The sequence below is a fragment of the Paenibacillus sp. J31R122 genome (assembly GCF_056269185.1).
Window position 1 is genome coordinate 186168 of sequence record NZ_JBWDNM010000012.1, and the last position, 16493, is coordinate 202660.

10 protein-coding genes are annotated in these 16493 nt (G+C 41.3%); 8 read left to right on the forward strand and 2 right to left on the reverse strand.

From position 1 onward, the window contains the following. Positions 1-200 precede the first annotated feature (200 nt). From AC0YN7_RS20140 to AC0YN7_RS20150, 3 genes are all read left to right on the forward strand, one after another. Positions 201-2372: a glycoside hydrolase family 3 C-terminal domain-containing protein gene (locus AC0YN7_RS20140; protein ID WP_475811816.1), complete on the forward strand. Its 2172-nt coding sequence runs from the start codon at positions 201-203 to the stop codon at positions 2370-2372. A 177-nt stretch (positions 2373-2549) separates the two neighbouring features. Beyond that, positions 2550-10052, forward strand: coding sequence for a carbohydrate-binding protein (locus AC0YN7_RS20145; RefSeq protein ID WP_475811817.1), 7503 nt, complete (start codon positions 2550-2552; stop codon positions 10050-10052). A 204-nt stretch (positions 10053-10256) separates the two neighbouring features. Then, the gene (locus AC0YN7_RS20150; protein ID WP_475811818.1) at positions 10257-10484 is read left to right on the forward strand and encodes a hypothetical protein; all 228 of its coding nucleotides are present in this window, start codon (positions 10257-10259) and stop codon (positions 10482-10484) included. 34 nt (positions 10485-10518) lie between these two features. On the opposite strand, the gene AC0YN7_RS20155 is transcribed toward AC0YN7_RS20150, so the two are convergent. Then, a complete protein-coding gene (locus AC0YN7_RS20155) occupies positions 10519-10692 on the reverse strand; it encodes a hypothetical protein (RefSeq protein WP_475811819.1) in 174 nt (57 codons plus the stop codon). Further along, positions 10674-11444 (reverse strand): helix-turn-helix domain-containing protein, encoded by a 771-nt coding sequence (locus AC0YN7_RS20160; protein WP_475811820.1) that lies wholly within the window; start codon positions 11442-11444, stop codon positions 10674-10676. Before AC0YN7_RS20160 ends, AC0YN7_RS20155 begins: the two co-directional genes overlap by 19 nt. A 133-nt stretch (positions 11445-11577) precedes the next feature. Between AC0YN7_RS20160 and AC0YN7_RS20165 the strand changes: the two genes are divergently transcribed. From AC0YN7_RS20165 to AC0YN7_RS20185, 5 genes are all read left to right on the forward strand, one after another. Beyond that, the gene (locus tag AC0YN7_RS20165; RefSeq protein WP_475811821.1) at positions 11578-12390 is read left to right on the forward strand and encodes a phytanoyl-CoA dioxygenase family protein; all 813 of its coding nucleotides are present in this window, start codon (positions 11578-11580) and stop codon (positions 12388-12390) included. 665 nt (positions 12391-13055) lie between these two features. Next, entirely contained in the window at positions 13056-13229 is a 174-nt protein-coding gene (locus AC0YN7_RS20170) for a hypothetical protein (RefSeq protein ID WP_475811822.1), read from the forward strand. 727 nt (positions 13230-13956) lie between these two features. Beyond that, positions 13957-14898 (forward strand): alpha-L-fucosidase, encoded by a 942-nt coding sequence (locus AC0YN7_RS20175; RefSeq protein WP_475811823.1) that lies wholly within the window; start codon positions 13957-13959, stop codon positions 14896-14898. A 150-nt stretch (positions 14899-15048) separates the two neighbouring features. After that, positions 15049-15264, forward strand: coding sequence for a hypothetical protein (locus AC0YN7_RS20180; RefSeq protein ID WP_475811824.1), 216 nt, complete (start codon positions 15049-15051; stop codon positions 15262-15264). Between the two features lie 58 nt (positions 15265-15322). Then, the gene (locus AC0YN7_RS20185) at positions 15323-16492 is read left to right on the forward strand and encodes a glycosyl hydrolase-related protein (protein WP_475811825.1); all 1170 of its coding nucleotides are present in this window, start codon (positions 15323-15325) and stop codon (positions 16490-16492) included. Position 16493 lies beyond the last annotated feature (1 nt).

Genomic DNA, 16493 nt, shown 5'->3' on the forward strand with positions numbered 1-16493 from the left:
TGCACCCACAGATAACATCTTTACTGTTTTTTTTTTTTTTTTTGCCCTAATTCAGAAATTAATTTCAAATAATTAGCAATGTAACTGTCTTTATTTCACTTATGGTCATTGTCGTAGTTGTATTTACAATTAATCATATTAAACATTACCGAGATCACAGTGTGCAGTTAAGTAACGGGTAATTAGGAGGAGATACAATCATGCAAGAGTCTATATATTTAAATGAAAGCTTCAGCTTTGAAGAAAGAGCACAAGATCTTGTTTCTCGTATGACATTAAAACAAAAGGTCTCCCAAATGCTTCATACAGCCAAAGAAATCCCTGAGCTTGGTGTTCCCGCTTACAATTGGTGGAATGAAGCGTTGCATGGCGTTGCCAGAGCTGGTGTTGCAACTATGTTTCCGCAAGCAATCGGTATGGCTGCTACATTCGATTCTGAGTTGATTGGCCAAGTAGCAGAGGTAACTTCAACAGAAGGGCGAGCAAAGTATCATGAGTTTCAGCGTAAAGGTGATCGTGGCATTTATAAAGGCTTAACGTTCTGGTCGCCGAATGTAAATATTTTTCGGGATCCCAGATGGGGAAGAGGGCATGAAACTTATGGTGAAGATCCCTATTTGGCAGGCCGTCTTGGAGTCGCTTTTATCAAGGGGCTTCAAGGTGATGATTCCCGCTATCTTAAAGCAGCGGCATGTGCTAAGCACTTTGCTGTACATAGCGGACCAGAGGCAGAGCGTCATGAGTTTAATGCGATTGTATCTAAGAAGGATTTGTACGAGACTTATTTGCCGGCATTTCGTGACTGTGTGAAGGAAGCGAAGGTAGAAGCAATAATGGGCGCCTATAACCGTGTCAATGGTGAGCCTAGTTGTGGAAGCGAAACTTTGCTTAATCAGATACTACGGAATGATTGGGGATTTGAAGGTCATGTTGTATCCGATTGCGAAGCTATCAAAGATTTTCATGAGTTCCATAAGGTGACGAGTACGCCTGTGGAATCAGCCGCATATGCCGTTAACCATGGCTGTGATCTGAATTGTGGCAACATGTTCATTAATCTGGTTCGTGCGGTAGAACAAGGATTAATTACCGAAGAAACGATTGATCAGGCTGTAACAAGGCTTATCATCAGCCGTATGAGATTAGGAATGTTCGATAACCCCGAACATGTTCCATACACACAAATCCCTTATGAACTGAATGATAGCATGGAGCATCGTGCTTTTGCGGTTGAGGTTGCGAAGAAAACGATGGTCTTGCTTAAGAATCAGCAAGATATTCTTCCACTTGATCGCGATAAACTGGGTACAATTGCGGTTATCGGTCCGAACGCAGACAACCGTGCTGCTTTGAAAGGCAATTATGCAGGCACTGCTTCTGAATATGTAACTGTGCTTGATGGAATCAAGCGAGCAGTCGCTAATCATACACGTGTGTTATATGCTGAAGGTTGTCATCTGGCAAATGAAAGCGTTGAAGGCTTGGCAGAGCCGAAAGATCGTTTCTCAGAAGCTGTATCTGTAGCAGAGCGTGCTGATGCGATCATCATGTGCTTAGGTTTGGATCCGAATCTGGAAGGTGAGCAGGGCGACGCGTATAACATGGATGGGAGCGGTGATAAGCCCAACCTTCGTCTTCCAGGATATCAGCAGGAATTACTGGAGACAATTACGGCGATTGGCAAGCCTGTCATTCTTATCGTGTTGGCTGGAAGTGCGCTAGATCTTGCATGGGCAGATGAGCATGTTACTGCTGTTGTACAGGCTTGGTATCCAGGCGCTGAGGGGGGGAAGGCTGTCGCATCTCTATTATTTGGTGATTATAGTCCATCCGGCCGCTTGCCAATTACACTATATCGTTCAACAGAGGAATTACCTGACTTCCGCGATTATGCTATGGCAGGACGGACTTATCGATATATGAAGCAAGACGCACTTTATCCATTTGGATACGGGCTGAGTTATACACAATTTCAATATAAAGAAATGCCATTAGATGCTAGTCGGATTACAGCTGGTGACTCGCTAGAGGTTAAAGTTCAGGTTACCAATACTGGGATCTGGGATGGTAAAGAAACGGTACAACTGTACATTAAAGATGTTGAAGCTTCAGTTGAGGTTCCCCATTGGCAACTCAAGGGAATTATTAAAGTGTTCCTTAAAGCAGGAGATCAGCGAGTTGTTTCTTTTAACATAGCGCCTCGGGATCTATCTCTTATTGATGAAGAAGGAAAACGGATGCTTGAGACTGGTCGCTTCGAGCTGTATGTTGGGGGAAGCCAGCCGGATCGCAGAAGTCTGGAGCTAACTGGAAATCCGGCTATTAAATACGATCTTGAAGTTATTGGTGATAATGTAGAATTGGAATATTGATTATTCCTTCTGATATTGAGAATGCTGTTTCGATACTCATAAGATTAATTGAATATGGTATGAAGAAGATTCGAAGTTCAGGTCTGCGATTAAGTTGAATTAAATAGAAAAAAATTAAAAACATTATCTTATCGAGTTAGTGTTTATAAGGGTCATAATTCAAAGGAGATGTAAATCATGAGGAAAAGTAAATATGTAGCAGTCTTGTGTATTGTAACTATTGTCTTCTCCATGTTCATTAATATTGGTGGTACAAAGGTTGCTTCTGCGGATACCATTAATACAAGAATCACGAATACTCAGACTAGTGGAGTAGATATGGCTTCTGTGCAAAAACAAACGACAGATTTATCTAATTATATCAATTATGCATTAGGTAGTACAGCAAGTATGGACAAACCTGCATATTCAGGACATCCTGCTTCTCATGCTGTAGATGGAAGTTTAAGCACATATGCACAAGCAAATAACGGAGATCCATTTAACCTTACGCTGCAATTAAAATCAGAGCAAACCCTCGATAGTGCGGTATTAAAAAATTCGGGAAGAGAGGATGAGAAAATAGGAGAATTTCGTATCTTGTATTCAAGCGATGGTGCGGACTGGAAAGAAGTAGCCCACCATGTAGTAACACCGGCTGAAAAAACTTCACGAGCAGATATAGTGGTTTCATTTGCACCTGTAACAGCTACCTATGTTAAATTTGAAATGGTGAATCAAACCGCTGCATCCTGGCCTGCTATATTTGACCTTCAGTTATATTATTTAGGGAAAGTTCCGAAAGTTCTAAGCTCAGTACCTTCAGGAACTATATTCTTAAAGGGTGATCAAGTACAGCTTTCAGCTATTGCAGGAAGTACTATTTATTATACTATTGACGGTAGTGACCCAACGAGTAGCTTATCTAAATTAACTTATACCGGTCCAATTATAGTAAATAGTGATATGAAGATTAAAGCCTACGCTGTAAATAGTGGGCAGGTTGATTCAGACGTATTGGAATTATATTATCCGATACGAAAAATTGATACTGATGTACTTCCTGGCATTGTTATAAGCGGTACTGAGGTATCTCTTACGAATAATATGGTAGATTCTACTATTTATTACACTATTGATGGAAGTGATCCAAAAATATCATCTACTAGAGTGCTTTACTCTGCTCCTATTCTAATAACAGGCTATACAATGATTCAGGCCTATAGTTCAGGAGAAAACAAATCATCAGATGTATATCGATTTGTATATGCTATAGAAAATTTAGCTACAGGCAAAACATATACAGCATCTTCAACTCTGGCGGGCAGCAGCGTAAACAAAGCATTTGATAATGACCCGAATACGTATTGGCAACCAAACACCAATAATGCCGGTGAGTGGTTGAAGATTGATTTTGGTACGAGCATTGATCTTTCTAACATTAGTATTCATTGGACTGATGATAGTGCAAACTATAAATATATCATTCAAACATCACCTGATGGTACTTCTTGGTATAACTATTTTACAAACCCAACCGGCTATATGTCATCAAAGGATCATGTCATTCCTAATCTTGAAACGCATCGCCAATACATGAGAATCAAAACAATTGGTTTAAATGCTGGTAAAAAATTCGGAATTAGTGAAATAGAAGTCATTGGCAGCCCGAGTGATTCAGTTCCGGTCGTTCCGATGTATAAAGACCCTGCAACAAATATATACGATCGTGTCGTTGTTAATCCATTACCAACAACTGTGACAGATGTTTCTGACCCAATCATTTCTTTGAATGGGGAGTGGGAATTTACGATGTTTCCACAAAACGCTTTTTGGCAAGATGCTGCCGATCTTTCTGCTTGGAGTAGTGCAAAAGTGCCAGGTGACTTAGATGCTCAGGGATTTCCCGTGTATGCTCCTAATTATAACCCTGATTGGTACGGAAATTATGGTACTGCTTTATTTCAACCAGGAGATAACTTGGAAATGGCTTATAAAAAGCAGGTAACTGTGCCTGACAATTTTTCGGATAAAAAAATATTTTTACGCATTGACAAGGCCTTCAACTACTCACGCGTATGGGTAAATGGAAAGTACGTCCGCGAACACGCTGGTGGTTTTAATACTTGGGATGCCGATATTACAGATTATGTAATTCCTGGTGAAGACAATTGGATTACGATATCCGTAACAGCACAAGGCGAAGATAGCCTAAAGTTTCTTGAGCTTCGTCATATGAGAGGGATACTTGGTGAAGTAATGATGTATGCCAAACCTCAGAACTTCCTCAACAGAGTGCAGGCGGACACAGAATTTGATTCCGCTTACAATGATGCGACACTTAAGCTTAGCATGAATGCATTCGTCGAGACGGGGGTCAAAGCTTCCGTAGATGTAACGCTTAAGGATATGGACGGAAATGATGTGCCGCTTGGTGCTGCGTCATCTATTCCTATAAACGCTTCATTTACAGATTATAATATCTCTGCTGCGATTTCTAGCCCAGCAAAATGGGATGCGGAACACCCTAATCTATATACGCTTACGACTAACTTAAAAGTGGACGGGCAAATCGTTGAAACAGTAGTGAAAAAAATAGGGTTCAGGCAAGTCGACATCAAGAAGATTGATGGTAATGATGTGTTTGAAGTAAATGGTATCCCTACAAAATTACGAGGTGTAAACTATCTAACCGTTTATGGCCAAGATGGAATGTCATATAGTCTTGAAGTAGAAAGAATGCTGCTAGAAAAATTAAAGGAAAATAATATTAACTATATCCGTGCAGCACACTACCCACTATCTAATAAAACATTAGAAATGTGCGATGAACTAGGCATTTTTGTAGAACAGGAGAATTCTATCACATTTCGAGGATACGATTTTGAAAAAAGTCCTTTATACACGAAACCCATGTTGAACACGGTAAGTGAAATGATTGAAAAGGATCGCAGTCATCCGTCTATCATTATTTGGTCACTCACTAACGAATCAGCCTGGGGACCGAATGTTGAAACATTAGCCAAGTATGTTAAGGCTGTGCATCCGTATGTTCCAACGAAAGCTTCTTGGGGCGGTAATGTACCTGCTAACTTTAAGGAGATAGACATTCACAGTAATCACTATCAGATGGACGGTAACAGAGGAAGTAGACCTCAAATATGGGATGAATATGCTCACGGATATGGAAGCGGGCTAAAAAACATGCCTTTTGATCCGGGTTACAGAGAAAATTATTACAATGTGATCAAAACAAATTGGGAAAAAATATATTCCACACCGTATATGATGGGTGGTGCAATCTGGAATTCAATGGATAATGCCTATGAGGGTGACAACCAAGTAGTTGGTAACACCAATTGGGGGCAGTTAGATGTTTGGGGAAGAGATAAGCCTGAAATCTGGGCTACTAAAAACGTCTATTCACCAGTCCAATATAAAGGTGCTAAAGCGGTTAATTATCCAGGTATGAATAGTCCCTTGCAGCTGCAGTATGAAAACAGATATGAAACCGTTAACTTTGGAGACGATGATTTTGAAATACAATATACGATCCATGCAAAAGATGGCAGTATCGTAAGTAATGGAACAATTGAAAGCAATATTGCACCTAAACAAATGGGTAAAATTTCAGTGCCTGCACCTGCAGCTGGCTGGAAAATTGGCGACCAAATCACATTGGATTTCTATAAAACAACGACTGGTTTGGAAATGCAAGATGTGAAAAGAAATGTAATGACGAATGCCATCACGATCGGTGAGCCAAATTATCTTTTTGTTGATGGCTATGGCAATGCACCTGCTGTGACAGAGGATGACAACGAGATATCCGTTTCAGGCGATAATTATGAGCTCACTTTCAGTAAAGCTACTGGTAAAATTACGGATGGAATCTATAACGGGAAATCTGTATTAGTTGGTGGTCCTGAACTAAATTTAGGTGAAACATCTGTGGGAGCTTGGACCTTAACTAATATAACTCAACAGATAGAAGACAATGCCGTTATCGTTACTATTAATGGTAAATATAGCAGTATAGGCGATACTACATTTACATTGAAAATATATTCAAACGGTAGAATTGAAACTAAGTACGCAATGGGGAACAAATCAGCAATAACTGTAAATTATGAAGTTGGAGTATCGTACCAATTAACATCGGATACCAATTCAATTTCTTGGGAACGTCAAGGATATTTAAGCCATTATCCTGAGCATCAGATAGGTAGACTCGCAGGTACTGCGCCGAAAGAGATTGAATGGAAGCGCGAATATGGAGTTAAACCTGAACCTGAAATGGAATGGAAAGATGATGATAAAGAATTTTTCTATTCGCTCTATGAAAATGGCATTCCTGACCCAGGTGGAAAAGGAACCAATGATTTTAGATCTTCAAAGACAGGTTTCTATTACGCAGAAATGGGATTTAAGGATCCTGATACATTGCTTTCAATACATGGTGATGGGAAAGGGTCTGTTCGTGCCACTATAAACAAGGATAAGACGATTACTATTAATGTAAATAATGACTGGGGATATCCCGCAGATGGATTGTCTGGGATCTCTTCAAAATCTGTATCTATTCCGGCAAACTACACCAATACTGTAGTGATGGATTTATCTAATACTAAAAATAATTATTATAAATCCTACACGTCTCCATCTCATTCAATTACTGTTACGACTGATGACGGCAGTTCTTCAACAATGTTAGGAGGGGCATCATTACAATTGAAGTCCTCAGACAGTAATGTTGAATGGAGTGTTGTGAATCAGGATGGAAGTCCAAGCACTATCGCTTCCATTAGTAATACCGGTGTTTTGACGCCCCTAGCAGAGGGTGTTGTGGTAGTAAGGGCGATTTCGCAGACCGGAGACGGATCTGAGGGAAATATGATTATTTCAATAGTTCCATATATTGATGGAAGGACATTATTAAGCATTACCTCACCTGCAGCCATTACAGGATGGGCCCTCGGACAAGCAAAGACGGCAGAAGCGCTTGGATTGCCTTCAACGCTACAATTGGTTACCGATGCAGGAAGCGTAAGAGCCAATGTGACATGGAATGTAGAAGATTCAATCTATAATCCAGCTGTTGAGGCGGGACAGAACTTTACTGTAGATGGAACTGTAACTCTACCTACAGGAGTGGAAAATCCGAACGATGGAGTATCATTGGCAACGAGCATCGATGTGACTCTAGTGCCTGCACCGCCCTCGGCATTGTCCATTCAGATCGAAGCAGAAAGCTTTGATTCCATGTCAGGGGACATTAAAACCGAAAATAACACCCCGGATATAGGCGGCGGCCAGAATATGGGGAGTATTAGGAACGGTGATTATTTAGTATATAAAAATCTTAACTTTGCGAGTGGCGCTTCGGAATTTAGTGCAAGAGTATCTGTAGAGCAACAACGAGGGGGTACGATTGAAGTAAGGCTAGACAGCCCAACAGGTACATTAGCGGGAACGCTTACTGTGAGTGATACGGGCGGATGGTCGAACTATAAGACGCTAACTACCCCAATTACACGTGTTACAGGTATTCATGACGTATACCTTGTGTTTAAGACTTCTAAAGCTTATGTAAGTAACCTAAATTGGTTTATGTTCAATGCGGGTAGCAAAGTCGTGACTAGTATTACAGTACCTGCGGCTGTTACAGGATTGACAAATGGAACCGCAAAAACAGCGGAAGCTCTTAGGTTACCAGCAACAGTGCAATTGGTTACCGATGCAGGCAACGTAAATGCCGATGTAACATGGAATGTAGGCGATTCAAGCTATGATGCAGATGTTGAGGCGGAACAACTCTTTACTGTAGATGGAACTGTAACCCTGCCTACAGGAGTGGTAAATCCAAACAACGTAGCATTGGCAACGAGCATCAGCGTGACTGTGCTAGCGGCAACAACGATTCCTGAAGAGATAGCAGCTACTGGAGTTACATTGAACAAAACAGCGGCTTCGTTAAGCGTAGGGGCATCCGATCAATTGGTGGCAACCGTGACACCAACGAATGCAAGCAATAAAACAGTAACGTTCACGGTAGACAATGACCAAGTAGTTGAATTGTCCGATGTAGTCTTCAATGCTGACGGAACGACAAGTGCAACGGTGAAGGCGCTGTCCGCAGGTACAGCGAAGATTACGGCAACGACAGCTGACGGCGGCCACCAGGCTGTGTACGAGGTAACGGTTAACGAAGCTGAAGTTCCTGAAGAAGGGGTTACACTCAATAAGTCCTCCTCGACTCTAATTGTTGGAGCTAAAGATAACTTGATCGCAACGGTTAGTCCAGCTGATGCAACCGATAAAACAGTAACCTTTACGGTAGAAGGAAGCGCAGTGACCATTTCAAGTGCTGTATACGATGAGGTAAACGGAACGACAAACGTTACGGTAACGGCGGTATCCGAAGGGGACGCGAAAATTATAGCTACAATGGCAGGTGGACTAACTGCTGAATATAAAGTAACGGTAATTGCAATAACAGTACCGACAACGGGAGTTACACTGAACAAAACGTCCGCTGTACTGAATATTGGCGCAGCGGATAGCTTAACTGCAGAGGTCAGTCCGGCCGACGCAACGGATAAAACGGTGACCTATGCTGTGGAAGGAAGCGCAGTGACCATTTCAAATGCAGTGTATGATGCGGGAAGTGGTACGACAAGCGTTACAGTAACAGCAGTATCCGCAGGGAAAGCTACAATTACCGCAATGACAGCTGACGGCGGACACAAGGCTGTGTACAAGGTAACTGTCAAAGATTGGGATTATCCGAACGCAGGAAATACAGAAAGTGAGGGCGTTTTAGAAGGGATTAACGTCGATTCTAACGGCTATTCACTGGAAGTAGGTCAGACACACGCGATTGATGTCACGGCAAAATATAGTGGTGGAACCAAGGCGAACGTAACGGATAAAGCGTCCTATACATCGTCGGATCCAAGTGTAATCACAGTAAGTGCGAATGGTGTCGTAACAGCAGTCAAAAAGGGAAGTGCAAACGTAACGGTAAGCTATTTAGGGAAATCAACAGTAGTTGCAGTTACGGTAATCCTTAAGGACTCTGGGGGCGATGGCGACGGTTCATCTCCGGATCCAGATCCGAGCACTCCGATCTTTGGAGATATCGACAATTATGGATGGGCTAAGTTAGCGATTGAGACATTAGCCAAACAAGGTATCATTAAAGGCACTTCGGCAACGACGTTTAAGCCTGGTAAAGAGATAACAAGGGCTGATTTCGCGACGTTGCTTGTCAGAGCACTAGGCTTAAAAGCTGACATTAGCGACAACTTCCAGGATGTCGCGCAAGACGATTACTACTATGAAGCGCTCGGCATTATGAAGGTGCTAGGAATCGCGAAAGGAACTGGAGATGGGATGTTCAATCCGCAGGAGAAAATATCTAGACAGGATATGATGGTGCTAGTGGCAAGAGCACTACAGGCTAGCGGTCAATGGGAATCTCATGGAACGGCATCTGATCTGAAACGCTTTACTGACGCCTCTGACATTGCAGCGTATGCGGTAGATGCTGTGGCGACACTAGTCAAGGATGGCATTATATCAGGTAGAGGAGCAGATTTACTTAGCCCGAATGCTACGACGACAAGAGCAGAAGTCGCAGTCATTATGTACAGATTGATAAACAAATATTCCGGTTCCACAGATCCGGAACAACCTTAATGAATTAAGGGGTATGGCCTTTGGGCTATGCCCCTTTAACATTGCATGGCGAACGACATACCATGCCGTAACATAAAGTAAATCAATCCACCATAAAGATGATTTTTTAATTATAAATTGTGATATTTAACGACTATTATCGACAGTCAATTATATACAATATCTGGTATAATATTACTGAAATCGTACTTGGGGGTATTCTAGTTGAAAGTAGTTATGCCTACAAAAGCTCAGATGCAAGCACTATTATCAGGTAGATCTTCGAGCATGAATGTTAGATTGGAACTTCAATCGCAGGAAATTCGTCTCCAAAAAGGATTTGATCGTTTATTATGTCTTTCGGAAATAGAAATAGAACCATGTCCATGGCAAACTGATGCAGCATTGAAATTATTGCGTGATATGCAAGGAAGCGCGATATTAGCTGACTAAGTTGGTCTTAATTAAACACCTCCAAGTTGTACGACTATTTTAAAATAATCGTACAACTTGGAGGTGTTTTTGGTTCGGCATCTTTCAGAAGGAAAAGCCCGATCATCTCATTGTAGGTATCATGCATATTGATACGGTGAGCTGCAAGAATTGATGACAGCTGAAATGCTAGCGGTGATGAAAGAAAGCTCAAACCTTTGTCCGGCATTTTGCAGAGTACTCCCTTGGTCTAACACCGTAATATTTGAAAAACTGTAAGGCGAAATTATTATAGTCTTGAAACCCGACTTCAAAGGCAATCTCGGTTGCGGTTCGACTAGAATGTTCAAGCAATAGCGCTGCCTGACGGAGCCGCATTTCAGTTAAGACCTGTATAATGGATTGACCGGTCTGCTGTTTGAATAGATGGGAAAGACGCGAGGCCGATAGGCCAATAGCTAGGGCCAATTCCTCGATTCGAACTTGTTCTTTCATTCTTATAGTGAGCAGATGAAGGAGTTTATCCACTCGGGGGTCCAATGTTTTGTTATGCTGCTCGGCTAATAATAGTAGCAATTCCCCTATGAGTGTCATGCACAGTTCTTTCCAAAGTAGCGTGCGCTCGCGGAAATGTAGGATAATGTTTTTAAAGGCGCGATACACTTGTTTACGACGATGATCCGCATCGATCGGGCAAACCAGCAGGGAAATATCAGAGAAAAAAGAGTTCTGAGGAATATGGTTATAGTGAACCCAGACGAATCGCCAATGGTGCCCGGGAGCTGCGTGATACCCATGAGGTATACCGGAGCGCAATAGTACCATATCTCCGGCTTTGCATCGTCTCTCCCCGGTTTGCTCTGAATGAAATAACCCCTCTCCATCCAGCGTATAACAAAGCAACCATTCCCATTCCTTATACCCCTCAGGTCGTTCAATCCCGAATGTCCCTGTCTCGTTAAAGTGGTCTGCTATGATCATGTGCTCATCTCCTCTAGCTTAATCATAGCAGAATATGATGAGTTTTGAGCAGGAATTATCCTTCTATATGATCGGTCTTAGTCCTATGATGTTGTTTAAGAAACGTTACTTTGATGAGAAGGGGAACAATTACATGACTAAGAAAATGCTAATCTTAACGACGGAACAAAAACAACAATTCAATACGGAGGGGTACCTCATCATTCGCGAGTTGTTTTCTGAGGAAGAATTAGATGAAATTAAGCTAACCTTCGAGAAGCTTAGTCACGAAACATTTCCCGGATATTTCGAACCGTTGCTGAATCAAGAGACGGAAGATCCGCTCAAGCGCTATCCGAGATTTATCCACCCACATCGGTTCAATGACGTTGCTAAGAAGTATATGGTTCATCCTAAAGTCATGTCCATAATGGAGGACCTGTACGAAGAAGAGCCATTGGCCGTGCAGAGTATGTTTTATTACAAGCCTCCAGGCTCTCGGGGTCAAGCTTTGCATCAAGATAATTTCTATCTCATGGTGGAGCCAGGCAATTGTATTGCAGCCTGGACGGCAGTTGATCCTGCCGATGAGGAGAACGGCGGTATGCTAGTCGTGCCGAGAACGAATCAATATGAATTGGTATGTCCTGATGTAGCAGATGACAAAGAGTCATTCACGACACATCTTGTTAAACCGCCCAAAGATCAAAAGGCTGTGCCTGCGAATATGGGAGCGGGCGACGTGCTTTTCTTTAACGGGAATATGATTCATGGCTCATATCGGAATAAATCCAAAGACCGATTCCGTAGGGCATTTATATGCCATTATGCGAATGGGTCGGCAACGAAGATTGCAGATTACTATCGACCGTTGTATCGGGCAGATGGACAACCGGTAGATATTGAAGCGAATACTGAAGGAGGACCTTGCGGAATTGAAAATATTGCTCCTTATGGAGCTCATTAATTCCAGCAGTTGATAGATGAGAAATGCTTCATTGATGAACAGTTGTCGCAAACTCATGACTTTAATCGTGAGATGTTCATTAGGTGTTTTTGAATACAGAAAAAATAATTGTACATTGCCGAGAAATGCGAGTTATGCTACCTTGTCTTTAGGTCGAACAGTTAATTCTGAATGATTGAATGATTTCCCATTAGCCGGTTCTGGGCAATAAAGTTAGACAAAACCGAATAATATGTTGAGTTGTTTAACATGAAAAAGTAATATGTCACAGATTGGTAGTTTGGAAATGGGCAATAGCAAGGAAAGAGAGAAAAATACCGAGCATAAGAGCTTGGACTAAACATGATCCTAGCGAACTTTTTATTGGTCCTACAGTCGAAGGTGAGGACAACATCTTAGTGGTCACGGTGATAGGCAAAAACCTTCATTCGCATGGAGAATGTGTGCCAGTAGGATAACACAATAAATATAACAAGACAGTTGATAATCAAATCATCAACTGTTTTTGTTATTTTCTAATAGCAGAGAATGTAACGATTACTAGACATAAATTCTGTTTTTATTCCGAACGTTGGAGTACGCAGGACAAGTTTTCCATTTTAGTTGAGATCGCTGCGCTTAGAGAAATAGAACTGGCAAAATATTGCCGTAGTAAAGGATTGTATGTGGAACAAAGAAAATCCTGGCGTGATGCCTGTATGCAAGCCAATGGCGGTGTTGCAGAACATGCCAATCAACTACAAAAGAATAATCGCGAGAAAGAACGCCAAATCAAAAAGCTGAGTCAAGAGCTTCGAAGTAAGGAAGTAGCTCTTGTAGAAACGGCTGCCGCTAATTAATTCCCTATAAAAGCAGACAGCATTTATGTTATTACTTTAGAAGAAATTGAAAGTCTCATTTAGACATATAATAACTACGAAAAGTCTCATTTTATGATATAAAAAGTCTCAGTTATAAGTATAATTTGGGTGCTTTTCTTATGGTTTTAGTCTCATTTATAACTATTACGCACATGATCTAAATGATTGCTGATTGATATAAATCTAATCCACAAGGGTTCGTCGTTCATCGACGGGCCTTTGTTTGTGTGCTGTGCAAGTCGATTAATTAGGCAGTGAAAAGTCAGGAGGAGTTAGGTTTGCTCAAACGGTATACACGGCGGCTGCATTTCTCGAAAACTAATTTCTCTCCATATTCGATCTACGTGTATTCCATACAAAGAATGTAAGCGATTACTTATAATCTAATTACCCACTTGAGAACAGAGGGGTATAGAATAATACTTCAACGACACAATTAATTCTTTTGTTGCATTTACATTGAAAATATATTTTGAAGGGAGAGCATGCGCAAGTTTTGGTTTGAAAACTATATTCTTAGGGTTCATGTGGAATTCCATATGCCCGGATTTCCGAAAGAAACTGTAAGGGGATTTAATGTAAAAAGATTGTAAGTGAGTTGGCACGGGCACACGTAAATGTAGAAGAATCCGGACAGTTTGAGTGTTATCTGACTGTCCGGATTAGTCATCGGTATAGCTATAAAATAGTATGGAGGAAAATCAGAATGTCTAATAATGCAGCTTGGATGAAAGAATCGAAACATTTTGGTGTAATGGTACATTATTTAAGTAATACACAGCCTAGAACAGGAGAACATGAGCAAGATTTTGACCGAATGATTGATCGTTTTGATATAGAAAAGTTTATGGAACAACTGAAATATACGGGCGCCGATTGGTTGATTTTCACGTTGGGTCAAAATTCAGGCCACTACTGTTCTTATAATAAGTATCTTGAAAGCTTGGTGCCTGGCTGTTTTTCAAGACGTGATCTTGGTCTAGAAATAGCTGTTCGGGTGAAGGAAGAGGGTATTAAGTTTATAGCGTATCTTCCTGCCGACTTTGAACAAAATGACAATGTGAAAGGCCCAATGGGCTGGGATATACATCCGTATGATAAGAGCGTTTTCATGGAAAGATACATGGAATTTATTAAGGATTATGCGAAAAAATTTGGTCTTTTGCTTGATGGCTGGTGGTTTGATGGTTGCTATGATACGCCTACTAAGTTCCCAGAAAGCGGTATGCAATGGGATAACACCCGATTTGATCGTGAGTTATGGTTTGCAGCTACTCGTTCTGGGAACCCCAATGCTGCTGTCGCCATGTGTCCAGGCGCCAACGATATGAAGTATGTTTTTGATACGGAGGATTATTTGGCTGGCGAGGCGTTCTTTGGAATTTATCCGCCTGACGATCTTCCTCCTGGGATGCAGCCTCATGCGCTGTTTTGGATCGATTGTGCTTGGGGGCATTGGGAGGCGCCTGGTGAGATTGTACCGCCTAAAATGTCGGAAGATGAATTGTATGAATTTATTGTGGAGTGCAAGAAGAGAGGCGCTGCTGCTACTATAAACATCGGGATTTATGAAGACGGCAGTTTGGCTGAACAATCTGTTGAACTATTGCATCGTGTAGCAAAGCGTTTGGATGCTAATAACTTTTAAAATAGGTGGAACAGCAGCTCAAATATTAAGGTTTTAATATTTGAGCTACAACTGTACAGGTACGTTGGCTTCTGCCGATTAAGTTTTGATTATGGACGTAGCCTCACTGTTTGAGGTAATAAATTTGTTGGAAAAATATTGGAGGATAGCATGTGCAAAGATTGGTTTGAAGACTATATTTGTCAGGTTCATGTGGATTTCCATATGCCCGAATTCCCGAAAGAAGCTGTAAAGGATTTTAATGCGAAACAATTTGTAAGCGAGTTGGTACGGGCACATATAAACGTGGCTGGCATTTTCACAAAGTGTCATTTCGGAAACGCTTTCTACCCGACTGAAGTAGGACACAAGCATAGAGGAGGCTGAATCAACATTACTTGTAACTCATCCGGGGACTATCGAGCCGGAAGGAAGATGGGTATGGTTGCGGAATATTACTGTAACAGAAGGATCTATAGAAACTCCTTACCACAAATGCAGCTTTGATCCGATTACAGGACGTATTACTAGTCTATACGATAAACAACGCGATTGGGAAGTGCTTGACTTATCAAGCCCTTGGACATTGTTTCAATATGTACAGGAAACGATTGATCCTATCTACAACTTGAATTACCGCACAACTATCTTTCCAAGGGATGGGGATAAAGGAAATGATGGAATAAGTGTATGGAATCATAGTTGGAAGGCGGAGCGACAATCGTACACAGAAATCAAATTGTGCAGTGTAGAGCGAAGCGCGCATCATGCTACTCTTATTATTCGTGCTACAGCTCCTGGCGTAGAGAATTTGGAACAAAGATATACTTTCTTCGACTACCAGCCTGAAATAGAAATGAAGGTTTTTTATAATAAACTAGATATTAAGACGCCTGAAAGCATTTATTTCGCAATTCCAATCAATGTCGAGGCATGGCGTTATCATTATGATACGGCAGGTCAATTTGTTGAATTGGACGCTCAACAGTTGCCAGATGTTTGTAGAGATTACATTACAGTTGACAAAAGTGTATCTGTTTATGATCACAATCATGGGGTTACATTGATTTGTCCCGATGCCCCGTTAGTACAGGTAGGCGATTTCAACTTTGGCAAAGAGCAGCAAACTATTATTAAGCAAGCGAATCCGCTCTTATTGGCATGGCCGATGAATAATTACTGGGATACCAATTTCCGTGCATCTCAACCCGGAGCAGTTTCTTTTACGTATCTATTGTTAACATTCCAAACTTTTAATCCGGTGTCAGTAATGAAAGCGTCGGTAAAAGCAACTGCACCAATATTAATTGTACCGGCAATCATATGCAAGGAAGAAGAGTCAGGAAAATTTATACATGTAAGCGGAGATGGTGTACAAGTATACGATGTATTACCTTCGGAAGAAGGTTCGTGCATTGTTGTGCGCTTGAGAAATTGCAACAATCAACAAGTAAATGCTGACATTAGTTTTCCAAAAAAGAAAATCCGTAATGCTTTTACCACAAATGTGCTGGAGGAAGTTTTAGAGGAAATCGCGGATATAGAAAAGGATATTATTAAGTTAAAACTTGAAGCCAATCAAATGGTTCATCTCTTGGTAAGCTTTGAAAATTAAT